Source organism: uncultured Martelella sp. (assembly GCF_963677965.2).
Lineage (GTDB): Bacteria > Pseudomonadota > Alphaproteobacteria > Rhizobiales > Rhizobiaceae > Martelella > Martelella mangrovi.
On the sequence record NZ_OY782683.2, the window covers coordinates 114,341 to 140,098 of the forward strand.

Sequence of the window (25,758 nt, forward strand, 5' to 3'; positions counted from 1 at the left end):
TCACCCGGCTTCGGAGAACGAAATTGAACACCAATGATTACAGATCCGGGCATATTCTGATTGTCGAGGACGATACCGAGATTGCCGATCTGCTGGTGGAAACCATCCGCCAGAACGGCATGCACGCCACCCATGTCCAGGACGGGCAGGCCATGCGCCGGGCGATGCTGGGCCAGAATTTCGATCTCATCATCCTCGACGTCATGCTGCCGGGCGAGGATGGCATCAGCCTGTGCCGCGGCATCCGCGCCGGCAATACCATTCCGATCATCCTGCTGACGGCGCTTGGCGAAGAGGTCGACCGCATTGTCGGGCTCGAGGTCGGGGCCGACGACTACATCACCAAGCCCTTCAGCCCGCGTGAGGTGATCGCCCGCATTCGCAGCCTGCTGAGGCGCGCGGCCTATGGCGTGAAGACCAACCATGCCCCGACCGCCTTCCGGTTCGAGGACTGGCGGCTCGACCCGATGCGCCGGCAGCTTCACGATCCGAGCCATGCCCGCGTCTCGCTGACGACGACCGAATTCGATATTCTGGTTGCCCTTTGCCAGAACCCCGGCCGCGTCATCTCGCGCGAGGAACTGCTGATGCTCACCCATTCCGGCCTTGCCGGGCCGATCGAGCGCAGTATCGACGTTCATGTCAGCCGGCTGCGCCAGAAGATCGAGAAGGACCCGAAGGAGCCGCAGCTTCTCCAGACCGTGCGTCTCGGCGGCTATGTGTTCACGGCGGCGGTGGAGCGCGAATGACCTGGCTGAGACGGTTTCTGCCGACAACGATCCGCACCCAGATGGTGCTGCTCATCGTGGTGGCCATCATCGTGGTCGTAAAGGCGGGTTCATTGCTGGAAAACCTGGAAGGCGGGGAATATTCGGACGACAATGATGTGACCGTGGCGCGCGCCGAAACGGTGGCGGCCCTGTTCGCGCAGACCCCGCCCGAGGACCACGCGGCATTGCTTGCCGGCGCCCGGCGCGCCGGCATGGATATTGCGCTCACCGATCAGCGGGATTTCGAAAGCCTTGTCGAAGCCGAGCGCACCGGCGGCTTTTTGAGCCGGATGCTCTCCCTGCTGTTTTCGGCCGAATATCACGATATGTCGCCGGGAACCGAGATCGTTCTGCATGATGGCAGCCCGGCGATTTTCGTGCCGATCACGCAACAGAACGCACTTCTCTACATGCCGGACGCCTCGACTTTTGTCGTTCACGACTTTACGTCGCGCTACACCTACTACTTCATTTCCTTCGTCACATTCGTGGCGCTGTTTTCGGTTTTCGGCATCAGGGCCATCACCGCGCCGCTCAGAAACCTGATGCGCGAACTGGCCTCGACAAAGGCCTTTCTCGATAATGACGCACCGCTGAAGGCGCAGGGCAGCCGCGAGATTGCCGACCTGACGAATGTTCTGAACGAACTCAAATTCCGCATCCGTGCGATGATGGCGGGCCAGACCCGCATGCTGCGCGCCGTCAGCCATGATCTGAGAACCCCGCTGACCCGCATTCGCCTGCGCAGCGAACGGATTGAAAACGCGGAGCTGCGCGACCAGATCGTCGCCGATGTCGGCAATGTCAACAAGCTCATCAACGCGACGCTGGATTATATCCGCAATGACAGGGACACCGAGCAGCCCGAACGCACCGATCTTGCCAGCATGCTGGAAACCATCGTCGCCGATTATTCCGATCTCGGCTCCGACATCACCTATGACGGGCCGCCGCGCCTGATCTGGACGGTCAAGCCAAACGCCTTCCAGCGCGCCATCGTCAATCTCTGCGACAACGGCCTGAAATTCGGCACCTCTGTCACTGTCACGCTGAGGGACACCGGAACCGGCGTGAAAATCGAAATCCGCGACAATGGCCCGGGCGTTCCCGAAACATCGCGCGGCCGCCTCATCGAACCCTTCTTCAAGCTTGATGATGCGCGTAGCGAAAAAAACGCGCCCTCCGGTTTCGGCCTTGGCCTGTCGATCGTCGACGACATCGTCCGCGATCACGGCGGCACGGTTTCGTTTCACGACAACGAACCGCACGGGCTCGTTGTCGCGCTGACATTCACCGACGATACGCTGGCGCCATCATCGTGATCAGAACCGGTAGCCGAGCGACAACGTGACCTGCGGCGCACCTGTCCGGGGCTGCAATTCAGCGCGTATCAAGCCGGGCGGCGCGTGTTCTAAGCTCTTCGAGCACATTCTGCTTTATCGGCATGGTGCCCGACTTTTGGTTGCGGGTCCGGGCCATGTATCGGCGGGCAGATGGCAACCGGGCCCCCTGCCCTTCTATGGCGCCAAACAGCGCTTCGCCGCGTTTCAGATTGTCTGCCGCCATCGCCTGGCCCGCAAACGAGGTCGGGTCGAGCGCGATAATCAGCTCTCCGTGCAACGGCACGACCTTTGCATCGTCATCGAAGGCGATGGATTCTGCACTGGTCATATCCCCGATCAGCGGTCCGGCGATAAGTTCGATCATGGTCGAGAGCGCCGACCCCTTGTGCCCGCCGAAGGTCAGCATGGCGCCGTCAACTGCCGCCTTCGCGTCGGTGGTGGGCGCACCATCTGCATCGATCGCAGTGCCCTGCGGCAACGGCGTGCCGGTGCGGCGATGCAGTTCGATATCGCCGCGGGCAATGGCCGACGTGGCAAAATCGAACACGAAAGGATGTTTGCCCGGCCGCGGCCAGCCGAATGAGAACGGATTGGTGCCGAAAACCGGCTTGCTGCCGCCGGCCGGCGCAACCCAGGCGTGGCTGACGGTGGTTACGATTGCGACCAGCCCCTTGTTGGCAATCATTTCGGCTTCCGGCCAGAGTGCGGAGAAATGAAAACAATTGTTGATCGCAAGCGCCGCGATGCCGCAGTTTCGGGCCTTTTCGGCCAGCACCGGAAGTCCCGCCTCGAAAGCCTGCAGCGAAATGCCCTTGCAGGCATCGACCCGGACAATGGCCGGCGCCCTGTCTTCGACGTGCGGTGTGGCGACAGGATCGACCTTGCCGCGCTCGATCAGTTCGCAGCAGCTGATCAGCCGGTAAAGACCGTGAGAATGGCATTCGTCGATCTGCGCCTTTACGACCCAGTCGGTGATGGTGCGGGCATGGGCTTCGGAATATCCGGCTGCCAGCAGAAGGCGGTGCCCGAGTGACCGCGCCTCGTCAATTGAAATCGCTTCCAGGTCTTCGCCCATGCAGCCTCCTTGCAATCGTGATATAGGACAAGCGCTTATCTGACCTGAAAGCCCTGCCACAGGGGGTCATCATCATCGATGAAGATCGTATTGAAACCCGTCGCGATTGCCGATCCTTCGATGGACGGAATAATGGCATCATGATCGCCCAGTCGGGCCGGTTCTTCCACCCGCCCGGTGAAGGTGGTGCCGATATAGCTTTCATGGACGAAGCTGTCGCCCGGCTTCAGTCTGCCTTTTGCCGCAAGATGCGCCATGCGCGCCGAAGTGCCGGTTCCGCAGGGGGAACGGTCGATCGCCTTGTCGCCGTAGAAAACGGCATTGCGTCCGTCTCCGCCATGCTTCGGGGCGTCGGTCCACATTACGTGTGAAACGCCGGCAATGGTCGGGTCGAGCGGATGCACGGGCGTGAACTTTTCCCGCACCAGCGCGCGGACCGTGTTGGAAAGATCGATGATCCGCGCGGCGCCCAGAGCGTTCAGCCCCTCATAGGCGCCCTGCGGCTCGATAATGGCGTAGTAATTGCCGCCATAGGCGACATCGAGCGTGAGCGGGCCGAAATCCGGCACGTCGATCTCGATGCCGGTTGCCGCCAGATAGGCCGGGACATTGGTGATCTTCACCGCCGTAACCCGCTTGCCCTCCTGCCGATAGTCGATTGCAATCAGCCCGGCGGGGACTTCCAGCTTCAGATGACCCGGCGTTTTGGGCCGGATCAGCCCGTTTTCAAGCGCGAATGTCACAATCCCGATCGTGCCGTGGCCGCACATCGGCAGGCAGCCGCTGGTCTCGATATAAAGAATGCCCGCGTCGGTATCATCCTGTGTCGGCGGATACAGAAATCCGCCCGACATCATGTCATGGCCGCGTGGTTCGAAGCACAGTCCGGTGCGGATCCAGTCGAAGCGCTTCAGAAAATCCTGACGGCGTTCGGACATCGATGCGCCCGCCAGAAGCGGTGCGCCGCCGGCCACCAGCCGGACGGGATTGCCGGCCGTGTGACCGTCGATGCAAAAGAATGTACTGCGCATGATGTTCCTGTCCTTCATCACCAGCGAAGACAGAAAGCGGCGCGGCCTTACCGGCTGCCGCTTTCTGAACGTTCAGATCAGCGTAATCGCCTCCCGACAGACATCAAGCCGTGCCTGTCGAGGTGCAGTCCTGTTTTCCGGCCGGATCTCCACGATAGTGCGAAAATATACCGGGGAACGGAAATTCATTCAGGCAAACGGTTCGGTCGGGCTTTTGCCGGGTTTTGTGAACCACACCGGCCCGCTCTCGCCCATATGGATGATATCCTCAAGGCGCACGCCGAAACGGTCGGGCACGACAATCATCGGCTCGTTGGAAAAGCACATGCCGGAGACAAGCGGCGTGGTGTTGCCGCGCACGATGAACGGGGCTTCGTGGATATCCATGCCGAGCCCGTGGCCTGCCCTGTGCGGCAGGCCGGGCAACTGGTAGTCGGGGCCAAGGCCGTGGGCGGCGATCACGCGGCGGGCGGCATCGTCCAGAGTTTCCGCCGCAACGCCCGGTTTCGCGGCATCGAACACGGCCTGCTGCGCTTCCCGCTCGATGGCCCAGATCCGCACGAATTCGGCTGCGGGCTCCGCCTTCACATAGGTGCGCGTCATGTCCGACTGATAGCCGCCGACAATCGTGCCGGTATCGACCAGGATGATATCGCCCTCGGCATAGGTCTGGTCGTCATCGACACCGTGCGGCAGCGATGTCGCCGCGCCGAAGGAGCAGATTGCGAATGTGCTGCCCGAGCCGCAGAGCGCCCGGTGTGTCTCATCGATGAACTGCACCACGTCGGAGGCGCGGATGCCCGGCTCGATCAGCGCATGGACGCGTTTGTGCACCTCAAGCGTGGCGTCCATGGCATATTGCATCAGCGCGATCTCGGCCGGCGATTTTACCGCCCGGAGCGCCGAGATCATCGGTCCGCCATCGGTGAGCCGCTCCGGCGCGATCTGTCGCGCCAGCGCCGAATAGACGAAAAAGGGCAGTGCATCGTCGAGCGCCAGTGTCTGTTCGCGGCCGAGAAGCCTTGCCACGAGTGCGGCGGCATTTTCATGCTCTTCCCATGCCGCGATATCGCCGTCGATCCGCTCGAGCGTTTCGATTTTCGAGACCTCGAAGGCCGGGGCGATATAGGTCAGGCTGTCGGCGGTGATCAGGGCGCCGACCAGACGTTCGCTGGCATGCCAGATGAGCCCGGTAAAATAGCTCAGGCTGGTGGTCGAACCCAGCAGTATGGCATCCGCACCCGCTGCCTGCATGGCCGTGCGCAGGCGCGCAATCCGGTTCCCGTGTTCATCTTTGCTGATCGGCGCAGGACGGCTATCAGAGATCATCGCGGCAACGTCTCCCGTTTTCATTTGCTTGCAGGCTGCGGCCTGTCATTGGTCAAACGGCTTTAGCATCTTTGTCGCCAGTTTGTCGACATTATCATTGACAAGTTTTGGACAATCGCAAAAATTGTGGTCGGGACCCAATCGGCATGAACATGCCACCATAATGAAGGGAACAGTTCCATGACTGCATTCACGGGAAGAAAACTGCTGAGGCTCGCTGTCTCTGTGCTCGCTGCCTCCACCGCCACGGCCGCACTTGCGGCATCGCCCCAGACCGGCGGAACGCTGAAGATTGTCGGAACTGCCGATATCGACCATTTCGATCCGACATCTGCGGCTCTTGTCACCTCGAACAATTTTCTGCGCGCGGTCAGCCGCCAGCTGATCAGCTACGCGGCATCGACCGATGACGAAGCCATGCTGGAGCCGAAGGGCGATCTGGCGACCGAAGTGCCCCAGCCCACCAATGGCGGGCTGACCTACACGTTTACCTTGCGCGACGGCGTTGCCTGGGATGCCCCGGACGGTCCGCGGCCGATGGTTGCCGCCGATTTCGAGCGCGGCATGAAGCGGATGTGCAATCCTTTTCTCGGCTCGGCCGCGCTGACCTATTATGTCGATCTGATCGAGGGCATGCGCGGCTTCTGCGACGGCTTTGCCGCGGTCGAACCGACCGCCGCGGCAATGAAGGATTATATCGAAAACAACGATATTTCCGGCATCGAAACACCGAATGACAAGACCATCGTCATCAATCTCACCGAAACGGCGGGCGATTTCGTCTACATGCTGTCGTTGCCGACCTCGGCGCCGGCACCCGTCGAAGTGCTCGATTACATGCCCGACGGCCCGGACTACCGCGACAATTTCATCGCTTCCGGTCCCTATACCGTTGAAACCTATGTGCCCGACAGCACGATCAAGCTGATGCGCAACCCGGCATGGACCACCGAATCCGACCCGCTGCGCGGCGGCTATGTCGACAATATCGACATCACCTTCGGCATTCAGCCGGATGCGGCCATCCAGCAGCTTCAGGCCGGCGATGCCGACATGACCTACGACATCATCATTCCGCCGGCGATCCTGCAGATGCTGACGGCGACGGGAGACGACAAGCTGACCACCATGTCGGTCGGCCGCACATCATTCCTGTGGTTCAATACGCTGACGGACAACAATGACGGCGCGCTGCGTGATCTGCGCATCCGCCAGGCGGTGCAGTATGCCATCGACAAGGCGGCAATCGTGCAGCAGATGGGCGGGCCGATGGTGGCAGCCCCGCAGAACGGTATTTTCGGCCCCGGCGTTCTCGGCTTCCACGCATTCGATCTCTACCCGAGCGAAGATTCCGCAGGCGACCCCGAAAAGGCGAAGGCGCTGCTTGCCGAGGCCGGCTATCCGGATGGCATCACGCTGAAAATGCCGTTCCGCAACCAGAATGCCGAACCGGCGATTGCCCAGACCATTCAGGCCAGCCTGAAAAAGGCCGGTATCGAAATCGAACTGACGCCGGTGGCGCCGTCGGACTATTATTCGAAGTTCATGACCAATCAGGAAAACACCAAGGCGGGGCTTTGGGATATCGCGCCGGTGGGCTGGTCGCCGGACTGGGTCGGCGGCGCGGCGCGCTCGGTGTTCCAGCCGCAGTTTACCTATAACGGCACGCACCAGACCTATAACTATGTCGACTACGACAACCCGGAGGCCAACACGATCGCCAAACAGGCCATCAACGCCACCACGCCGGAACAGGCGGCAAAGCTCTGGGGCGAGGTCGATGAGCTGGTGATGCAGGATTCGCCGGTCGCGCCCTACACCACCGAAAACGTGATCCTCTACCACGGTGCGGCGGTGGAAAATTTCCAGCCCTATGCGCTCGGCGCCCAGGGCGACTGGACCAATGTCTGGCTGAGCCGCTGACAATTGCCGCGGTGACCCGGTGCGGTTTTCCACCCGGGCGCTGCCATTCAATCCGTCGGGCGGGGACGTTTTCGCCTGACTGTTGGCAAAGTCCCTCTTGCGTCATGCTCGGGCTCGACCCGAGCATCCACAGGCCAATGCTGTATGGACCCTCGGATCAGGTCCGAGGGTGACGCTGAAGAGGAGGAAAGCTTGCCAATAGACTGAGGCGATATCGCCCTCACCCGGTTCCGTTATGGAGGCAGTTTTTTTGACATCCATCCTCGACGCGCGCGATCTGACCGTTGAAATTCCGACGGAAGACGGCATCGTTCACGCGACCGAAAAGGTATCCTTCAGCGTCGAAAAGGGCTCGCTGTTCGGCATTGCCGGCGAGTCCGGTTCGGGCAAGAGCGTGCTGACGCAGGCGATCATGGGGTTCCTGCCCAATGCCGCGATCTCGGGTCAGGTGACATTCGAAGGCGAAGACCTGCTCACCCTTTCGAGACGGCGATTGAGAACGCTGCGTGGTTCGCGCATCGGCATGATCTTTCAGGACCCGCTGTCCAGCCTGCATCCCTATTATACGATCGGCGACCAGATCGCCGAGATGATCCACACCCATGAAAAGGTCAGCCGGAAGGCGGCCCGTGAACGGGTGATCGCGATGCTGACACGGGTCGGCATCCGCGATGCGGCGCACCGGTTCGATGACTATCCGCATCAGTTTTCCGGCGGCATGCGCCAGCGCGTGATGATCGCCATGGCGCTGATCCTCAATCCGCCGCTGATCATCGCCGACGAGCCGACGACCGCGCTCGATGTCACCGTTCAGGCGCAGATCATCGCGCTGCTGGACGAGATGCGCCGCGAGCTCGGCACGACCGTGATCATGATCACCCACGACCTGTCGCTGCTGTCGTCCATCGCTGACAGGGTCATGGTGATGTATGCCGGAAACCGCATGGAAATCGGGCCCGCCGGAACGTTGTTCTCCGCGCCGGTTCACCCCTATACCGCCGGTCTTCTGAATTCCTCGCCATCGCGATATACGCCCGGCGCCATGATCGAGCCGATCACCGGACGCCCGCCCAGCCTGCTTTCGCCGCCGAAAGGCTGCGTTTTCCGCCCGCGCTGCGCAAAGGCAATGGACATCTGTCGCAAGGCCCCGCCGCTGCGGCGATATGACGACGGCACGCAGGCGCTGTGCTGGCTGGAGACGGAAAGCGCCGCACCTGACGCCGCCGCGACCGGCAACATAGCGGTGGCAGACGAGACGCCGGAAAGCACACCCCGCAAACGCATGATCGAGGCCGTCGATATTCACCTGCACTATGAGACCGGCGGCAGCATCAAAGGTACGCCGAACACCCTGCATGTTCTCAAAGACATCGACCTGACGCTCTACAAGGGTGAAACGCTGGGCCTTGTCGGCGAATCCGGCTGCGGAAAATCGACGCTGGCGCGGGTTCTGGCCGGTCTCGTTCCGGCCAGTTCCGGCGATGTGGTCGTCGAAGGCGAGATGCTCGGCACCCTCACCCGGGCCGACTGGCGGGCGATGCGCAAGCGTATTCAGCTTGTCTTTCAGGACCCGTTCGGCTCGCTCAATCCGCGCCGCCGCGTCAGTTCGATCATCGGCGATCCGTTCCGCATCCACGGCATCTGTTCGGGCGCGGAGAAAAAGCGCCGGGTGCAGGCGTTGATGGAGCGCGTCGGCCTCAACCCCGAACACTATAACCGCTACCCGTCGGAATTTTCCGGCGGTCAACGTCAGCGCATCGGCATCGCACGGGCGCTGGCGCTCAATCCCGACATCATCATCTTCGATGAGCCGGTATCCGCGCTCGATGTCTCGATCCAGGCGCAGATCCTCAATCTGATGCGCCGCCTGCAGCAGGAACTCGACCTCACCTATCTGTTCATCTCGCACGATCTGTCCGTCGTCCGTCATGTCTGCGACCGGATCGCGGTGATGAACAAGGGCCGGATCGTCGAACTCGACAGCGCCGAAAACATCTATGCGCACCCGCGCGATCCCTACACACGCGAGCTGATGGCGGCATCCATGCATGAAATCGCGACGGACACGATGCCCGCGCGGCGGCTCATTGAAAGCACGGGAGGCGAAACGGCATGAGCGCTCTCACACATGATCCCGCCGAAGACGATGACGACACCGGCCATGTCGTGCAGCGCGGCCCGCTGGAACTGACGCTGAGGCGGCTTGCGCGCGACCGCGCCAGTCTTGCCGCCGCCTGTTTCATTCTGCTGCTGATCGCCTTTGCGCTGGCCGCCCCTCTGGTGGCCGACATCACCGGTCATACGGCGATCGAGCAATACCGCAAGATCGGCATGAGCCCGATGGGGCTGCCGGTCGGCCCGAACCACGATTTCTGGCTGGGAGCCGATCATCTCGGCCGCGACGTTCTGGTGCGCCTGGCCTATGGCGCGCGCATCTCGCTGATTGTCGGCGTCGTCGCCTCGCTGGCTGCCGCGCTGATCGGCATCACCATCGGCACCATTGCGGGCTTCGCCGGCGGCAAGGTGGACATGGTTTTAAGCCGGATCATGGATCTGGTGATGAGCGTGCCATTTCTTCTGTGCGCGCTGGCGCTGGTCTCGGTTTTCGGCCCAAGCCTGTCGCTGAGCATCGGCGTGATCGTGTTCTTCTCGTGGACGACGATGGGCCGCGTGATCCGCGCTGAAGTGGCCTCGCTGCGCCGCCGCGAATTCATCGCCGCCAGCCGTTCGCTGGGCGCCGGACCGATTTCCATCGTGCTGCGCGATATCCTGCCCAATCTTTCCGTGCCGATCATCGTCTACACCACCATGATGATCCCGACGGCCATCGTTTTCGAGGCCACGCTGTCCTTTCTCGGGCTCGGCATTGTGCCGCCGACGCCAAGCTGGGGCAGCATGCTGGCCGATGCCTCAGCCAATTCGATCTATCTGGTTGCCTGGTGGCTGGTGGTGTTTCCGGGGCTGGCGCTGCTGTTGACCACGCTTGCCTTCAACATTCTGGGCGACGGCCTGCGCGACGCGCTTGATCCGAAAGCGCGGCCGGTCCGCAAATCGCTTCTGAAGCGACTGAAGAAGGAGGCGCGTTCATGAGCCGCTATCTCGCCCAGCGCATCGGCTTTGCCGTTCTCATCCTGTTTTCGCTGAGCATCTTCGTGTTCGTGCTGTTTTTCGTCGCCCCGGGCGACCCCGCCCGCATGATCGCCGGCGACAAGGCGACCGAAACCCAGCTGGAACAGATCCGCTCCAATCTCGGTCTCGATCAGCCGATCTATGTGCAATATGGCCGGTTTATCGCCAAGGCGGCGACCGGCGATCTCGGCTTTTCATACCGCAACCAGCAACCGGTGACGGAACTGATCGTGCGCCGTCTGCCGGCCACCATCTCGCTGGTCATCGGCGGTGTGATTTTCTGGCTGGCGCTCGGCATTCCCATCGGCATCATGTCGGCACGGTTTCCCGGCGGTTTCCGCGACCGGCTGGGACAGGGCTTTATTCTGCTCGGCCTGTCGTTTCCGACCTTCGTGCTCGGCATGCTGTCGCTCTATGTCTTCTATTTCCTGCCGCGCAAGGCCGGTTTCATGCTGTTTCCGCCCGGCGGCTACAAGCCGTTTCTGGCCGATCCGGTGGACTGGGCCTGGCACCTGTTCCTGCCGTGGACCACGCTGGCGCTGGTGACGGCTGCCATCTATGCCCGCCTGACGCGCGGCAAGCTGATCGAGGTTCTGGGCGAGGACTATATCCGCACCGCCCGCGCCAAGGGGCTTTCGGAGGCCAAGGTGGTCTACAAGCACGGCCTGCGCGCCACGCTGACGCCGCTGATCACCCAACTCGGCGCCGATATCGCGCTACTTCTGGGCGGTGTCATCGTCATCGAACAGATTTACGGGCTGCAGGGCGTCGGTGCGCTTGCGGTGCAATCGGTGCGCAATCTCGACCGGCCGGTGATCATCGGCATCGTGCTGATGGGCGGTTTTTTCATCGTCGTCACCAATATCATCGTCGATCTGCTTTATGCCGTTCTCGACCCGCGCGTGCGCGGCGCCTGACGGTGAGGGAAATTTCATGACAGCCAATCCCCAAATCGCCACACGCCTTGCCGCACTGCGGACTTTGCTGAAAACCGAAGGTCTGGACGGGCTGATCGTGCCGCGCGCCGATGCCCATCAAAGCGAGGTAACCGCGCCGCATGACGACCGGCTGGCCTTCATCACCGGCTTTTCCGGCTCCGCCGGTCTGGCGCTGGTTCTGGAAGATACGGCGTTCATTTTCGTCGATGGCCGCTACGAAATTCAGGTGCGCCACGAGGTCGACCCCACGCTTTACGACGTCCACCACCTGCACAATGACCCAATCGACGGCTGGCTTTCGGCCCATGGCCGGAAGGGCTGGCGGATCGGCTTCGATCCGATGTTGATCGACACTGCCCTTTATGACCGGCTTGTGGGGTCGGCCGAAAGAGCTGGTTTCACGCTCGTGCCTGTATCCAGTGACCCGTTCGACGCGATCTGGCCCGACCGACCCGAAAAACCGCTCGACCTTGTCCGCCCCATGCCCCCTGCCCTTTCCGGCGAAACCGTTTCGGCAAAAACGGTGCGCATGGGCAACAAGATTGCCGAGGCCGGGGCCGACATGATGGCGGAAACGCTGCCGGACAATATCGCCTGGCTGCTCAATCTGCGCGGCAGCGATATTGCGATGAACCCGGTGCCTCAGTCGTTCATGATCCTTCGGGCAGACGGTGGCGTCGACTGGTTTGTCGACAGCCGCAAACTGCCCAATGATCTTTCCGCATTCGAGCTTGAAGGCATCCGCCTCAAGCCTGTCGAGGAATTTATTCCTTCCGTGGCGGCGGCATCCAAAGGCAAAACGATGCTGATCGACCAGTCATTCGCCCCGGTGGCCCTGCGTTTTACGGTGGAAAATGCCGGCGGTACGGTCCTTGCCGCCGGTAATCCGCTGACTATCGCCAAAGCACGGAAAACGCCCGCTGAACTTGCCGGCTACCGCGACTGCCATCTTGAAGACGGCGTTGCCCTGACGGAATTTCTCGCATGGCTGGAACGTGAGGCACTGTTGCGCGCGGCTGCCGGCAATCCGATCCGTGAAATCGAGGCGGAGGACAGACTTCTGTCGCTCCGCGCGCGCCGGACGGGCTTTCTTGAAGCCAGCTTCCGTTCGATTTCGGCATCGGGTGCCAATGCGGCGATGTGCCATTACAATGCCGGGCCGCAAAGCGATGCGGCGATCACGCCGGACGGGCCCTACCTGATTGATTCCGGCGGCCAGTATGAAAACGGCACCACCGACGTCACCAGAACCCTGTTTCTGGCTATTCCCGAAAAGCCCGTCCGCGACACCTATACCGCTGTGTTGAAAGGCTTCATCGCGCTGATTTCAGCCACGTTTCCCGAAGGCACATATGGCCATCAGCTCGACGCGCTTGCCCGCCTGCCGCTCTGGCAGATGGGCCTTGATTACGACCACGGCACGGGCCACGGCGTTGGGCATAATCTTCTGGTGCACGAATACCCGCATCGCTTTGCCAAGAAGGCCAACACTTACGGCCTTGAGCCGGGAAATATCATGACCATTGAACCCGGCTACTACGAGGCCGGCGCCTACGGCTTGCGGATCGAAAACCAGGTGGAAGTGACCGCCGCTCTGCCCGGCTTCTGCCGGTTCCGTTCGCTGACACTTGCGCCGATCGACCTCAAACCGGTGGATGTCGCCGCCCTCTCAGCGCAGGACATTGCGTTCATCAACGACTACCACACGCTGGTGCGCGAAAAGCTCATCGGCCTTGTCAGCGAGGACGCCCGCGATTTTCTGATCCGGTCGACGCTAGCTCTTGAGGCCTGAGGCGTCAGAGCCAGCTGAACCGGTCGAAGCGCAGGTCATCGAGGTCGATGGAGGGTTTCTGCCCGGCGCTCAGCTCTGAAACCAGCCGCGCGGTGGCCGCCGACTGGGTCAGCCCCAGATGGCCGTGGCCGAAGGCATAGATCACGTTCGGGGCCGCCTTCGAACGGCCGATCACCGGCAGGCAATCGGGCATGGACGGGCGCAAACCCATCCACTGTTCGCCGCCGCCGGTTTCAAGGCCGGGCAAAAACCGTTTGGCAAGTTTCATCAGCATGTCGGAGCGTTTGAAATTGGCCGGCAGATCGATACCGCCGAATTCCACCGCGCCGCCTATGCGAACGCCGTCTTTCAGGGGCGTGACCACGAAGGAATGGTCGTTGAAATAAAGCTGCCGCTTCAACGGGAAAGACGCCGCCGGCAAGGTGGTGTTGTAACCACGTTCGGTATCGAGCGGCGTGGCCTCGCCGAGGCTTTTGGCAAGCCGCTTCGACCATGCGCCGCAGGCGACCACAACGGTGCGGGCCGCAAGCGCGCTGCCATCGGCGAGGCGAATGCGTGCCCCCTCCCCCGTCGGCTCGATGGCCGCTGCCTCTGCGATGCGGATTTTGATCCCGTCCCGTTGCAGCTTATCGGCAATTGCACGGGTGAAACCGGCGGGATCGGAAACCTGCAAGCCGTCATCGCTGTAGATTGCATGTTCAAACTGCGGCGCCAGTCCGGGCTGAAGCTCTTCGATCTCGCGGCGGCCGACGCGGTGGAAATCGAACCCCGCCTTGCGCTTGCGGGCCCAGTCGGGCGCGGCGGCGTTGAAACTCTTTTCGCTGTCATAAAGATCGAGCGTGCCGGTGTTGACCACGAATGGCGCGAGATGCTCGTCCTTGCGGACATGTTCGAATTCCGAGATCGCAAGCCGCATCAGCGCGGTCTGAACCTTGAGGCCATGCTCGAAATTCTTCCGGAAGCTGGCGCGCCAGAAATGCCAGAACCACGGCACCAGTCTTGCTGCATAGGCCGGACGGATCGTCAGCGGCCCCAGCGGATCGAGTAGCCAGACCGGCGCTTTCCAGGTGATCCCCGGCGACGGGATCGGCACGATCTCCGGAAAGGCGAGAATGCCGGCATTGCCCGCGCTGCTGCCGGCTGCGATTTCGCCGCGCTCCAGGATCGTCACCGCGCGTCCGGCCTCAGCCAGATAGCGCGCAATCATGCATCCGATAATGCCGCCGCCAATGACAACGGCATCTGCTCCAGATACGTCTTCCATCATGTTCCCCGTGTTTTGCCGGCCGATGACGGCAGCATGTCACCGCATCGCCGAAACATCCCACCTGCCCTGCCGCCCGATGGCGCGTTCTCGGCTGCGAGATGTTAAGTATTTGTTGTTATTAAACTTTCCGGACATTGATACACCCGGGAAGGTATTGTTTCAGTCGAGCGACAGTGCGCGCGCCTGTTCCGTTTCGCGGGCCAGATATTCCTGTATCTGGCGCACGATCTGGTCGGCATGGGCAATCGCCAGCCGGTCGGCCTTTTCGGTGTCGCCGTTCTCGATCGTTGCAATCATCTCTTCGTGCTCGTCGACATATTGCCGCGGCAGCCGGTCATCGAAGGTAGAATAATAAAGCCGGAGGATACGACGCCCCTCGTCGAGAAGCCGTGAGAAGAAACCGGTGTAATAGCTGTTGCCGGCGAGGTTCGCGATGGCGACGTGAAATTCGCGATTGGCCTCGATCATGGCAAAGGCATCCTGTGCCTCCACCGCGGCGACGAACTCGCTTTGCCGGTTGCGAATGTTGGCCATCATGGTTTGTTCGTGCGGCGCACGTGATGCCGCCCCTCTGGTCGTGATCCTGTACATCAACGTCAGGGCCTCGAAATAAGATGGCATATCGGCAAAATTGATAGCGGAAACAATGGTATTGCGGTTGGGCAGCGTGGTCACCAATGCGTCGCCCGAAAGCTTCAGCAGCGCCTCGCGCACCGGCGTGCGGGACATGCCGAAGCGCTCCGAAAGCCTCACTTCGTCCAGCGGACTGCCCGGCATCAGGTCCATCGCCAGAATTTCCCGCCGTAGTGCTTCGTAAACCTTCTGGGTTCCCGATCCGCGTGTCTTTGCTTTCGCCGTTTCCGCCATCGCTGCCTCTGCCTTTCGTTTCACTGTCGCGCATTATCGCCGGTCTGTTGTATCGTAGCGCAGAAACCGAGGATACCGCGACCGCGCGGAAGACTCGCTGATTTTGACCATACGTCGGCCGATTAGCATTGTCGACAGTTTGTGTTCAAAAATATTCTGTTTTGCCGCGATAGCAGTATTGGTCGGGACCTTGTTTGCAAAAGCAGATCGAATTCGCACTGATCTGGACCGGGTGTCTTTCTCCGATGCCGTAAACGACAACGACAACAGCGTTCGCGCTGTGGCGGAACATGGATGCGAACTTCTTCCCTTTCTAAGCTTGATAGAGGTGGACGAGCCGTGTTGTCTCGGGGAATATAGCTGCGACCGTCACGCCTTCGCAGTCAAGCGAGACGTTCAAAGCGTTTCGTTTGCATCGAAGTGATAGGCGTTTGATGGTCGTTCAGTCGATACGTGAGGCGGCGGCGGTGCTCTCATCCAAATACGAATGTCACTGGCGTGTTGCGACCGTGTCGAATGCCATAGTCAAGCTGGTCACGGCACCACGCAATGTGTTCGTATGCATTGTGGCGGTCATGCCGGTTGGAACTGGTCAGCGGTTGATCGAGTGATCGCGATCGTTCCGAAATGCAAACTCCCCTCGCCCGCGAGGGGCCCAGCTGTTCTTCGGTTTAGCGACAATGATTTCGTTCAGACGAGGAAGGTCGTTGATGGCGCTGTGAGGACTGCCGTGTCGTTTGGGTTTTCGGTTAGCGTTGAACTTAGACGCCGGGACTGAAGACGGCCGGGCTGAGAAAATGTACCGAGAATGTATCCAGCCGTTTCTGTCTGCATCTCTCCGGAGTGGCGAAGAACAGTGGATTGATTTCGGGATGTCGGTTCGATCCCTCAGATAGCCTGTTTCGCAGATGTCCTTAACCATGCGCGTTGCATAGCCTGCACCATTTCTGCCGATCACTGGCTTAGGTCGTGTCCGTTGACCCAGATTAAGAATCTGGAACTGAGTCCTTTGCCGACCTGATGCGGAGCATCTGTCTGGCGACGATAATTCTTCCAGGATTCTTCGGTGCAGTCTCCGAAGGCGAGCGACCTCGTGTTGGATGATGGCGCGATAGCGAGGGCGGCGGTTTCTAGGCGAGGCCCGGTATGTGATTTCAGGTTCGGGGTCAGCTATTATAGGCTACGACTTTAATTGAGTTGTCGTGTTTCTTTGGGATGCGATCCATGGTCTTCATCGGAAGTCTTCGGCGCAATGGCGATGAACCGCTCGACGTAATGTTTTCAATTGAAAACTTTTGAGTTCCTCATCCGAAAACGTCTCTGACCGTATGGAAAGTTTTCAACTGAAAACACATCATGATGTTCGTTGCTGGCATATCTTCGATATCGTGAAGAAACAGAGCGCCCTGGCAGTATGGCTTGGCTTTACGTTGGAGGCTGTTTTGTTCAGCGGTCGTTTCAGCATATCGTGCGACGTTAAGGTGAGCCGCCCTAAGCGTTCACCTCGCAAATCCGTACGCCTGCGTTCAACTGTTGCAACAAGTATCTCGCAAATTAGAAAGAGCGGAGGTGCCGCCATGCCGGTGGAGGGTTTTGATCGGATGCGCTATTGGTTTGACAATTAAGGGACGCTCATGGTGCCGATGGCGTCACTACTGTTTGTCGCTCGAACAGTGCTATCTTGTTGGCGAATCTTCGGGGCCTATGGAGCGATGATGTAAAGGTTGAGATGGAAAATCTTCTGGATGGTATCAAAAAATACATAACCGCGCGAACAGTTCGGTGCATCAGGCGCCACTACCGCGGAGGCAGTCGTTGATGATATCTGTAAAATTAAGCCGATTCGCCATGGACAAAAAGGGTAGGTGGTGCAGCATTCCTTATTCATGCAGGATGGACGCACGGGCGGCGCAGGACGGTGTCGCGGATCTCAGTATGAATTTCTACGTTCACTCTTCCACAGCGTCGGTTGAAATGATTGTTGGCCGGAACAGCTGAGCGTGTCATTGCCGATACGCCGACACCTCCATGCGACGCCCTGAAACGAAGCTGCGCACATGTCCAGCGCCGTCGGATTTCATCGCCCTGTCCCGCTCGGATCGACAATCACATACCAACCGCCCGTCGTCATAAAGCGAGCATCTGGACATGATACAAATCCCTGGCGCGATGGATGGGAGAGGCGGCGGGGGCGGGGGAGAAAACACGTGTCGGGCGTTAACCTTTCATTAACGAAAAAAGGCTTGCAGAATCGGTGCGAGTCATCCACGCTTGACGCCAACATTCCATTTTTGGTTCGGAAACCGTCAGATGAACGAAAAACCCGCACACGTCACCTCGGGCGACACCGCGGAAAAGATCGCCGATTACACCGACAAGCTCTCCGCCGAGCTTCAGGTGATGCGTCATCGTATCTATCCGCCGGAAGCACACAAGGCCTTTACGCGGACATTTTCGACGCTTGATCTGGTCAAGATGCTCGACGTTCCCGAAAGCACCTTGCGGTCGATGAGCATCGATGGCAAGGGGCCGCAGCCGCATCGCGCGGAAAACAATCGCAGGATCTATTCCGTCGAACAATTGTCGGAGCTCAGGCAATATCTCGCCGAACACCGGCCTGACGATGCGTTGAAACTCTGGCCGCGCCGTCGCGAGGGCGAAAAGCTTCAGGTGATCGCCACGGCCAATTTCAAGGGCGGCAGTTCCAAGACCACGACATCCATTCATCTGGCGCATTATCTGGCGCTGCAGGGTTACCGCGTACTTTGCATCGATCTCGACCCTCAGGCGTCGATGACCTCGATCTTCGGCCTGCAGCCGGAATTCGATGTGGCCGAGAACGAGACGGTCTATGCGGCCCTGCGTTATGACAATGAGCGCCGCGCGCTGGCCGACGTCATTCGCGAAACCTATTTCCCCGGCATCCATCTCGTGCCCGGCAATCTGGAACTGATGGATTTCGAATTCGATACGCCCGCCTATCTGGCGCGGCGCGAGCGCGACGAGCTCGGCCTGTTCTTCGAACGGCTGCGGCATGCCATTCACTCCGTCGAAGAGCATTACGATTTTGTCGTGCTCGATACGCCGCCGTCGCTGGGTTATGCCACGCTGGCCGCCCTTTATGCGGCGACGGGGCTGGTCGTGACCGTGCATCCGGCGATGCTCGATGTCGCGTCCTGCAACCAGTTCCTGATCATGATCTCCGATCTTGCCGAGACGCTGGCCGAATTCGGGGCGCATTTCGAGCATGACTTCGTCAAGTTCCTGCTGACCCGGGTCAATCCCAATGATGGGCCGCAGAAATACATGGCAAGCGTCATGCGCCGGCTGTTCGACAATGACGTGTTGGTCTACGAGGCGGTCGAATCCACCGCGATTGCCGGGGCAGGGGTGGCCAAGAAGACGCTTTACGAACTGGAAAGCGGAGAAGTCGGCCGCGAGACCCTGAAGCGCGCGCTGGAGAGCGCCGACAATGTCAATGGCGAGGTGCTTGCACTTCTGTGGCAGGTCTGGGGCAGGGCATCATGAAGAAAAGCATTCTGAAAATGATGGCGGAAGCCAGTCCCGAAGATGCGGACAAGGATAGCAGCGAGCCGCAGGCATCGCCGCTTGCCCGCGGTCGGCGCGGTTCCCCGGTCATCAGCAATGTCGGCAAGGCGCTGAACAGCCTTTCGGAAAGCAGCATCACCGTGCTGGATCCGGAAAAGATCGATGCCTCGCCCTATAATGACCGGTTTGAAAGCGACAGCGCCGTCGCCGAGGAAATCGAAAGCCTCGCCGCCTCGATCAAGGCCGAGGGGCAGAAGATTCCGGTTCTGGTGCGCCCGCATCCGAAAGAGCAGGGGCGCTATCAGCTGGCTTATGGCCATCGGCGCCTGGCGGCTGTCAGGCTGTTGGCCGCCGAAAGCGAAACGCCGGGTGAAATCCGTGTTCGCGCCTATATCCGTCCGCTTTCCGACAAGGAACTGCTGGTCGAACAGTCGCTGGAAAACGGCGTTCGTGAAAACCTCACCTGGATCGAGCAGGCGCTTTGGGCCCAGCAATTGCGCGCCGCCGGCTTTTCCGGTGTTGCCATCGAGCCCGTGCTTGGCGTTTCCAAGACGCCGCTGTCGCTGATGCTGAAGGTCGCGCGCGCGCTGCCGACGGATATCGTCCGGGCGATAGGCCGGGCAAAGGGCGTGGGACGGCCGAAATGGATGTCGCTGGCCGATGCCTGCAGCGAAGGCGGCGATGCGGCGATCAAACGCGTGCGTGCCTTGATGGATAATCCGGCTTTCAAATCTGCTGATTCCGCCCATCGCGTCGATCTGGCGCTGAAGGCCGCGCGTGGTCCGTCTGCCAACAAGGACGAGGCCGAAACGCGCGATATTTCCGGCAATGGCCGTGTTCTCGGGCGGGTAACCCGCAGCCGCTCCGGCACGACGATTTCCATTCCCGGCCGGGAAGCTGCATTCGCCGAATGGCTGGAGACGCGGCTCGACGCACTGGCCGATGAGTTTTTTTCAACGTCTTCCGGCAAAAACAAGCGCAAGCAATAAGCGCGCTGCCGGTTGGTGATGTGTGTTGAAACAGGAGAGCAGAGGAGAGATCAGGTAAAAGAAAAGGCCCCCCGAGCGGTTCACACGGAGAGCCTCAAAGTCCTAAGCAACCTTTGAGTCGCATTTCTTCGAATCGCAGTCAAGTCCCTGCCGGCAGTTTTGTCGGTCGGATGGCCGGTTTCTTTTGCCTTTTGAAAGGTGAAACCATGGAACATGCGACTGTAGCGACGCCCTTTGGGCGGCGGCCGATGTCCCTTGCCATGATGGCAAGCCAGAAGGCTGCAAGCGCCATGCCGGAAGGGGCATGTGTGCACAAATGGAAGACTTTTCATCTGATCCGCGAGGCGCGCGAACGCCTGGGCGCCACTGATCGCGGTCTGTCGGTGCTCAATGCGCTCTTGTCGTTTCATCCGGAAACGGAGCTTGCGGCCGACGGCCAGCTGATCGTCTGGCCCTCCAACACCCAGCTTGCAGCCCGCGCAAACGGCATGTCGCCGGCGACGCTGAGGCGCCACCTGGCGGTACTCGTCGATTGCGGCCTGATCATCCGTCGCGACAGCCCGAACGGCAAACGTTTCGCCCGCAAGGGCAGGGGAGGGGATGTCGAACAGGCCTATGGCTTCGATTTATCGCCGATCGTCGCCAGGGCGGCCGAGTTCGAGGCGCTGGCGGAAGAAGTTGCTGCGGAAAAGCGGGCTTACAGGCTTCAACGCGAGCGGCTGACCTTGTTAAGGCGCGATATCGTCAAGCTGATCGAGGCCGGGCTAAATGAGGGCGTTCCCGGTGACTGGAACAGGATGTCGGAGATGTATGCTTCGATTGTCGGCCGGCTTCCGCGCTCCCCGTCACTGTCTTTGCTGGATGATCTTTGCGATGCGCTCGAACTTTTGCTGAATGAAGTGCGTGATGCATTGGAAAATCAGCTAAATTCAGAAAATATGAACGCCAATGAGTCTCATTTTGAGCGTCACATACAGAATTCAAACCCACAATCTCAATTTGAATCTGAATACGGCTCTAGAAAAAATCAAGAAGAGAGCGGCAATGCCGACGAAACCGACAACCTGCACAGTCTGCCGAAACGGGAATTGCCGCTGAACCTGGTTTTGGATGCCTGCGCAAACTGGCGTGACCTGGCGAAAGGTGGTGAAATCCGCCACTGGCGCGAATTCTTAGGCGTTTGCGAAACGGCGCGGCCAATGCTGGGCGTCAGTCCAAGCGCCTGGCGGGAAGCCTGCGAGGTTATGGGCGACAAACACGCAGCCATAACGCTGGCGGCGATCTATCAACGCGCCGACCAGATCAACAATGCCGGCGGTTATCTGCGCAGCCTGACGGAACGGGCCCGCGATGACCGGTTCTCGGTCTGGCCGATGATCATGGCCTTGCTGCGCGCCCGACTTGACGCGGGCCGGGACCGTTCCCGGGAGACGACCGAAAACGGCCCCCAGGCGGAAGGGATGGAAGTTTCGGCTGCGCTCAAGGCCCGGATGAAGACCTGAGGGCGGTGTTTCGGACCGGTGGAAACGCGGCACTTGAGAAAATCGCGCTGACAGACTATATATGACCACAGTGGTTACGGATCGGGATGACGATGATGAAGGAAATTCAGCTCAGAGATGCCAAGGCGACCTTTTCGGCGGTTGTCGATCAGGCAGTTCACGGCAAACCGTCCGTGATCACCCGCCATGGACGGAAGGAAGCGGTTGTTCTGTCCTATGAGGAATATGAAAAACTTGCGCATGTGCCCAGTTTCGGCCAGCTTCTGGCTGCCTATCCGGGCGATGAGGACACGATTGCCGAGCGTAGCGACAAACCCGGCCGGGATGTCGCATTCTGATGTATCTTGTTGATACCAATGTGATTTCAGCACTTGCGCCATCAAAACGCGGGCGTGAGACAGCGCTGATCGACTGGCTCGACCGGGCAAGCGACGATCTTTTTCTGTCGGCGGTGACGGCTGCGGAGGTGCGTGCCGGAATTGCCAAGGCCGAACGGGAACAGGCGAAGACGAAGGCCGAGCGTTTGCAGGCGTGGTGGCAGAGCATCGAATATCTCTATGGACAGAAGATTCTGCCCTTCGATCTTCGATGCGCCCATGCAGCCGGCGAGATCCTCGATGCCGCCCGCGCTCATCAGCCGGGCTTTGCCGATATCGCCATCGCTGCAACGGCAAAGGCTCACGGGCTGATGATCCTGACCCGTAATCTCCGCCACTTCGCACCGCTCGGCGTTCCGGTGCACGATCCGTTTCAGTCCTTGCCGGGCTGATGTTTGCTTTTTTAAGGGAAAGCCGTTCTGGAACCGACCGTATGAGTTTTTCTGTGTGCGTCGTCAGATCGTGTTTGTTCCGTTCATCCCCAGTGCGACAGAGAAAGGCCGGTCAGGTTCTCGACGCGCGGACGTTCCGGCGCAAATCGCCGGGTAAGGGCGTGTCGCGTCTGATCGCTCAATACGGGAACAGGGCGACCGCGACCTTCGAGATAGGGCCGGATACGCGATCTCACGCCTGGCGGCACGGCCCGCTTCAGCAGTGACTGAAACACCCCGGGATGCTTCAGCCGCCGCGCCAGTCCGGGGCGGGCCGAGACCTGCATCATATCGGTTGTGGTATTGACCCGTTCGTTGCGAAACAGCGGCCGATGCTCAAGAGCCAGGTGTCCGCAAAGCTGATGTCAGCACTGCTCCGGCGCATTCTGGAGATCGCGATAGTCCAAAAACAGTATCTGGTTTTCCGGAAAGAATGCGAGATACCGTTCGATCTGTGCAGCGTAGAAACCGTGGGTCGCGTATCCATGCCCCCAACTCCAGCCGTCGCGCAGTCGCTCTTCTTCTGCGTCGAGGGCTTGCTCAAAGGTCGAGCAGGTCTCAAGGCTGTCGCGCATGTGATGCATGAATTGCGAGAAAGCCCGCTCGACAGGATTGCGCAACAGGATGACGATGCGCGCATCGGGGCGAACGGCCGCGATACGAGCTGCCGCATCGCCGTCGATCAGATAGACTGGCGACACATCTCCCGTCAGCCGTCCTGCGGCCGTGTCAAAGAGAGACGCATAGGACGGGCCATCGGTGATGATCTGATTGCAATAGGCAGGGTCATAGGGGCCCTTCTCCGGGATCGCCGATCTGCCGGCATAGGCGAAGAAACCAGGTTCTTTCACGGCCGGCAGAAAGACGTTAGGGTGGCCCGCAAGCCAATGATAGATGGCCGTTGTGCCTGCCTTGGCGGCGCCGACGACAATGAAATCCGGAGCGAATTGTGTGTGCGCGTGTGTCATGCCCAAAGTCTTGCGTATGGGCATGGTGCTGTCACGCGCGCAAAGGTATAGGAGCGTGTCCGAATGGAGGGAAAATTTCCCTTTTGTCTATCGACTTCATACGGACTCTTCGCAAAGGGGAGGGGAGAAGACGGCCGCTTCTCAGCCACAATGCAGGTGGCGGTCCGCATCCCATCTGTGCCGAAACCCGGGCATCGCGAAAATCTTGGTCCTTTGAATGGGCTCTGTGCCTTTCCTCTTGATACGGCTCGGAAACCGGACTTTTGCGATCGCTCTGGACGTCGTTTTCTATCGTTGGCGTCTAAAGTCCTGCCGCCTTCGTCAAATTGACCCGGAACCGGTCGCGTCGTCTTTGATAGCGCCGCGTCATCTCCGCCGAGGCATGGCCGAGCTGTTTCTGAACATAGCGCTCGTCGACTTCCGCCGAGGTGGCGAGACCGGCGCGCAAGGAGTGGCCGGAAAACAGTCTGACGCGCTCGGCTTCCGGCAGATCGCCGCGAATGCCGGAGGCAAGCACCGCGCGCTTGACCAGACGGGCGACCTCCTGGTCCTTCAGTCGTTCGGCGCCGACGGCCTTGCCTTTCCCGGTAACGCGGCGGAACAGGGGGCCATGGGCGATCTTTGCGAATGTCATCCAGGTTTCGACGGCCGCCACGGGGCAGGTGAGGTCGGATGAGCCGCGGCCGATTTCAACCTCGCGCCAGCCGGTCTTGCCGCGCAGCGTCACGATCATGCCCTTGTCGAAAATTTCGACCCAGCCACGCCCGTCTTCCGTTTGGTCACGTCCGGCGTCGAGCGCGACGATTTCCGAACGCCTCAGACCGCCGGCAAAACCGATCAGCAGCATGGCGCGGTCGCGCAGGCCCCTGAGCGTGCCACGGTCCAGCGTTTCCAGCATGGCGATCAGTTCTTCCGGCAGGATGGCGTCCTTCTGGCGGGGCGGGGCGGCGTGGCTGTTGCGAATGCCGGCGAGAACCGTGGCGATATGACGGTCCCGGCGGTCGAGATGCAGCCCGCGCTGGGCAAAATTCCAGACAATCGCCGACAGCCGCCGCTCGATCGTGGCAACGGACGCGCCCTTGCCCTTTGGCGCCGCTGCGCCCGATGCAAGCGCAGTGATGTAGAGGCCGACCGTCTGGGGATCCGGCGTAAGCGCGGAAAGCCCCTGACGCCGGCACCATCCGGCAAAGTGTTTCCAGTCCGACGCATAAGCGCGCCGCGTATTGGCGGACGAGGCGGCCTCGACGTAGGAGCGGGCGCGGTCGACAAGCGGCGCAAGACTGGCGGCCGGGCCGGTCGACACCACGGAAAGCTCTGAATCATCCTGCCGCGGCGTGCCGTAAGACGGAGCGGAGGTCGGATCGACATCATTTTCGGGCATTTGCGGCCTCAAAACGCGGGTTTTCTTTATAAAGTGCATTATGAATGATAATACAACATTATCAATCATTTTATCAAAAAGACATGCTGTGCGGTTTTCTTCGAAATTTCTAGATTAAACCGCGCACATGTTGTAGCGTTGCGTTCATGGATTCGCGCGCTGAAACACATGGATCAACCTTGACGGAACCCGCCCGGTTGCCGGGCTGGGCTTTGCCGCAGGCGCTTGAGACAACGGAGGGGGATGCAGCCTTTTCCGCGGGTATCGCATTGAAAATGCTGGATGATATTGCGCGCTCCGATCCCGTTTGGGCTGGCTGCTGGCGCTCCCGTCAGGCGCTGAAATGTGCGGCAACGGCGCTGCGGCTGATGGGGCGCAGGGAGGATGAACGAGACCTGCGGGATGCCGTGTTGCTGCGCTCCGTTGACGATGATGCCGGGCCTGCCGGCCGCGTGTTCCTCGGCTATCGCAGAATGGCCATGCGTCGTCCCGCCCTGTCGGCGGACGCCATCGCGGCTCTCGCCGATCATTTCGGTCTGGCAGTTCCGGATGACCGGCTTGCCACCATTGCCGGGCATGCGGATGCGGTGCTGCAGTCGGGAAGGCCGGCGCCGTTTGCCGCCGCGGCTTTGATCAGGGCTATCTGCCACGATGCTGGCGAAGACGAACCGCTGGCCTTTGCGCTGGCCGACATGCTGATGGCGGCGATGCTGGGCTGGAGCCGGCCCGTGCCGCTGCTTCTGGCCGAGCGCTATGCCAGCGCGTTCCGGGTCGGCGCGGGCAGGGGACGCGTGGGCAGCGGCGATGCCGGTTTTGACCGGGCTGTCTGCCTGGCGCTGGTGTCGGCGGCCGGACACGCCTTGTCTTCGGCGCGTGACATTTCCCGGCGGGCGGCAACGCTTCTGGCCGTGGCGCCGAAGATCAGGACAAAAGGTGCCGATGCCGTTTTCCGCAAATTGCTGGAGGAAGACGCCGTGTCCGCCTCCGGTACGGATCTGTCGCGCTGGGCCTCGGCGCGCCTGTTCGAGCGACTGGAAGGGTTCGGCGCCGTGCGCGAACTCTCCGGGCGGTCTTCTTTCAGAATTTATGGGTTGTGA

General features: G+C 60.5%; 20 protein-coding genes. 13 read left to right on the forward strand and 7 right to left on the reverse strand.

Annotated features, from left to right (window positions below; genetic code table 11):
- The first annotated feature begins 23 nt into the window (after positions 1 to 23).
- Positions 24 to 749 (forward strand): response regulator transcription factor, encoded by a 726-nt coding sequence (locus ACHZCU_RS21580; RefSeq protein WP_319520674.1) that lies wholly within the window; start codon positions 24 to 26, stop codon positions 747 to 749.
- On the forward strand, positions 746 to 2,092 hold the full coding sequence (locus tag ACHZCU_RS21585) for a HAMP domain-containing sensor histidine kinase (protein ID WP_319520675.1): 1,347 nt from the start codon (positions 746 to 748) through the stop codon (positions 2,090 to 2,092). The genes ACHZCU_RS21580 and ACHZCU_RS21585 overlap by 4 nt, the downstream gene beginning before the upstream one ends.
- 58 nt (positions 2,093 to 2,150) lie before the next feature.
- Here ACHZCU_RS21585 and ACHZCU_RS21590 read toward each other — a convergent pair whose 3' ends face one another.
- The 3 genes from ACHZCU_RS21590 to ACHZCU_RS21600 all read right to left on the reverse strand — a co-directional run bounded on the left by ACHZCU_RS21590 (position 2,151) and on the right by ACHZCU_RS21600 (position 5,548).
- Entirely contained in the window at positions 2,151 to 3,188 is a 1,038-nt protein-coding gene (locus ACHZCU_RS21590) for an Ldh family oxidoreductase (protein ID WP_319520676.1), read from the reverse strand.
- 35 nt (positions 3,189 to 3,223) lie between these two features.
- Complete coding sequence (locus ACHZCU_RS21595; RefSeq protein ID WP_394706172.1) at positions 3,224 to 4,219, reverse strand: 4-hydroxyproline epimerase; 996 nt, start codon at positions 4,217 to 4,219, stop codon at positions 3,224 to 3,226.
- 189 nt (positions 4,220 to 4,408) lie between these two features.
- On the reverse strand, positions 4,409 to 5,548 hold the full coding sequence (locus tag ACHZCU_RS21600) for a Xaa-Pro peptidase family protein (protein WP_319520677.1): 1,140 nt from the start codon (positions 5,546 to 5,548) through the stop codon (positions 4,409 to 4,411).
- Between the two features lie 180 nt (positions 5,549 to 5,728).
- Here ACHZCU_RS21600 and ACHZCU_RS21605 point away from each other — a divergent pair, with 180 nt between their 5' ends.
- The 5 genes from ACHZCU_RS21605 to ACHZCU_RS21625 all read left to right on the forward strand — a co-directional run bounded on the left by ACHZCU_RS21605 (position 5,729) and on the right by ACHZCU_RS21625 (position 13,330).
- Entirely contained in the window at positions 5,729 to 7,471 is a 1,743-nt protein-coding gene (locus ACHZCU_RS21605; protein WP_319520678.1) for an ABC transporter substrate-binding protein, read from the forward strand.
- Positions 7,472 to 7,721: 250 nt separating this feature from the next.
- Positions 7,722 to 9,587, forward strand: coding sequence for an ABC transporter ATP-binding protein (locus ACHZCU_RS21610; RefSeq protein ID WP_319520679.1), 1,866 nt, complete (start codon positions 7,722 to 7,724; stop codon positions 9,585 to 9,587).
- On the forward strand, positions 9,584 to 10,561 hold the full coding sequence (locus tag ACHZCU_RS21615; protein WP_319520680.1) for an ABC transporter permease: 978 nt from the start codon (positions 9,584 to 9,586) through the stop codon (positions 10,559 to 10,561). The genes ACHZCU_RS21610 and ACHZCU_RS21615 overlap by 4 nt, the downstream gene beginning before the upstream one ends.
- Positions 10,558 to 11,517, forward strand: coding sequence for an ABC transporter permease (locus ACHZCU_RS21620; RefSeq protein ID WP_319520681.1), 960 nt, complete (start codon positions 10,558 to 10,560; stop codon positions 11,515 to 11,517). The genes ACHZCU_RS21615 and ACHZCU_RS21620 overlap by 4 nt, the downstream gene beginning before the upstream one ends.
- Positions 11,518 to 11,533: 16 nt before the next feature.
- On the forward strand, positions 11,534 to 13,330 hold the full coding sequence (locus tag ACHZCU_RS21625) for an aminopeptidase P family protein (RefSeq protein ID WP_319520682.1): 1,797 nt from the start codon (positions 11,534 to 11,536) through the stop codon (positions 13,328 to 13,330).
- A gap of 4 nt (positions 13,331 to 13,334) precedes the next feature.
- Here ACHZCU_RS21625 and ACHZCU_RS21630 read toward each other — a convergent pair whose 3' ends face one another.
- Together ACHZCU_RS21630 and ACHZCU_RS21635 are read right to left on the reverse strand one after the other, a co-directional pair.
- The gene (locus ACHZCU_RS21630) at positions 13,335 to 14,594 is read right to left on the reverse strand and encodes an FAD-binding oxidoreductase (RefSeq protein ID WP_319520683.1); all 1,260 of its coding nucleotides are present in this window, start codon (positions 14,592 to 14,594) and stop codon (positions 13,335 to 13,337) included.
- Between the two features lie 162 nt (positions 14,595 to 14,756).
- A complete protein-coding gene (locus tag ACHZCU_RS21635; RefSeq protein WP_319520684.1) occupies positions 14,757 to 15,464 on the reverse strand; it encodes a GntR family transcriptional regulator in 708 nt (235 codons plus the stop codon).
- A gap of 2,310 nt (positions 15,465 to 17,774) precedes the next feature.
- Here ACHZCU_RS21635 and repA point away from each other — a divergent pair.
- The 5 genes from repA (at position 17,775) to ACHZCU_RS21660 (ending at position 22,273) form a co-directional block, all read left to right on the forward strand.
- On the forward strand, positions 17,775 to 18,992 hold the full coding sequence (gene repA / locus ACHZCU_RS21640) for a plasmid partitioning protein RepA (RefSeq protein WP_319520685.1): 1,218 nt from the start codon (positions 17,775 to 17,777) through the stop codon (positions 18,990 to 18,992).
- Positions 18,989 to 20,002, forward strand: coding sequence for a plasmid partitioning protein RepB (repB, locus tag ACHZCU_RS21645; RefSeq protein WP_319520686.1), 1,014 nt, complete (start codon positions 18,989 to 18,991; stop codon positions 20,000 to 20,002). The genes repA and repB overlap by 4 nt, the downstream gene beginning before the upstream one ends.
- 206 nt (positions 20,003 to 20,208) lie before the next feature.
- Positions 20,209 to 21,504, forward strand: a complete 1,296-nt coding sequence (gene repC, locus ACHZCU_RS21650) for a plasmid replication protein RepC (protein WP_319520687.1) — start codon at positions 20,209 to 20,211, stop codon at positions 21,502 to 21,504.
- A 95-nt stretch (positions 21,505 to 21,599) separates the two neighbouring features.
- Positions 21,600 to 21,842, forward strand: coding sequence for a type II toxin-antitoxin system Phd/YefM family antitoxin (locus ACHZCU_RS21655; protein ID WP_319520688.1), 243 nt, complete (start codon positions 21,600 to 21,602; stop codon positions 21,840 to 21,842).
- Positions 21,842 to 22,273, forward strand: a complete 432-nt coding sequence (locus ACHZCU_RS21660) for a type II toxin-antitoxin system VapC family toxin (protein WP_319520689.1) — start codon at positions 21,842 to 21,844, stop codon at positions 22,271 to 22,273. The genes ACHZCU_RS21655 and ACHZCU_RS21660 overlap by 1 nt, the downstream gene beginning before the upstream one ends.
- A gap of 404 nt (positions 22,274 to 22,677) precedes the next feature.
- Here ACHZCU_RS21660 and ACHZCU_RS21665 read toward each other — a convergent pair whose 3' ends face one another.
- Complete coding sequence (locus tag ACHZCU_RS21665; protein ID WP_319520690.1) at positions 22,678 to 23,280, reverse strand: sulfotransferase; 603 nt, start codon at positions 23,278 to 23,280, stop codon at positions 22,678 to 22,680.
- A 301-nt stretch (positions 23,281 to 23,581) separates the two neighbouring features.
- Positions 23,582 to 24,661: a site-specific integrase gene (locus tag ACHZCU_RS21670; protein WP_319520691.1), complete on the reverse strand. Its 1,080-nt coding sequence runs from the start codon at positions 24,659 to 24,661 to the stop codon at positions 23,582 to 23,584.
- A gap of 179 nt (positions 24,662 to 24,840) precedes the next feature.
- Here ACHZCU_RS21670 and ACHZCU_RS21675 point away from each other — a divergent pair, with 179 nt between their 5' ends.
- Positions 24,841 to 25,758 (forward strand): DUF1403 family protein, encoded by a 918-nt coding sequence (locus ACHZCU_RS21675; RefSeq protein ID WP_319520692.1) that lies wholly within the window; start codon positions 24,841 to 24,843, stop codon positions 25,756 to 25,758.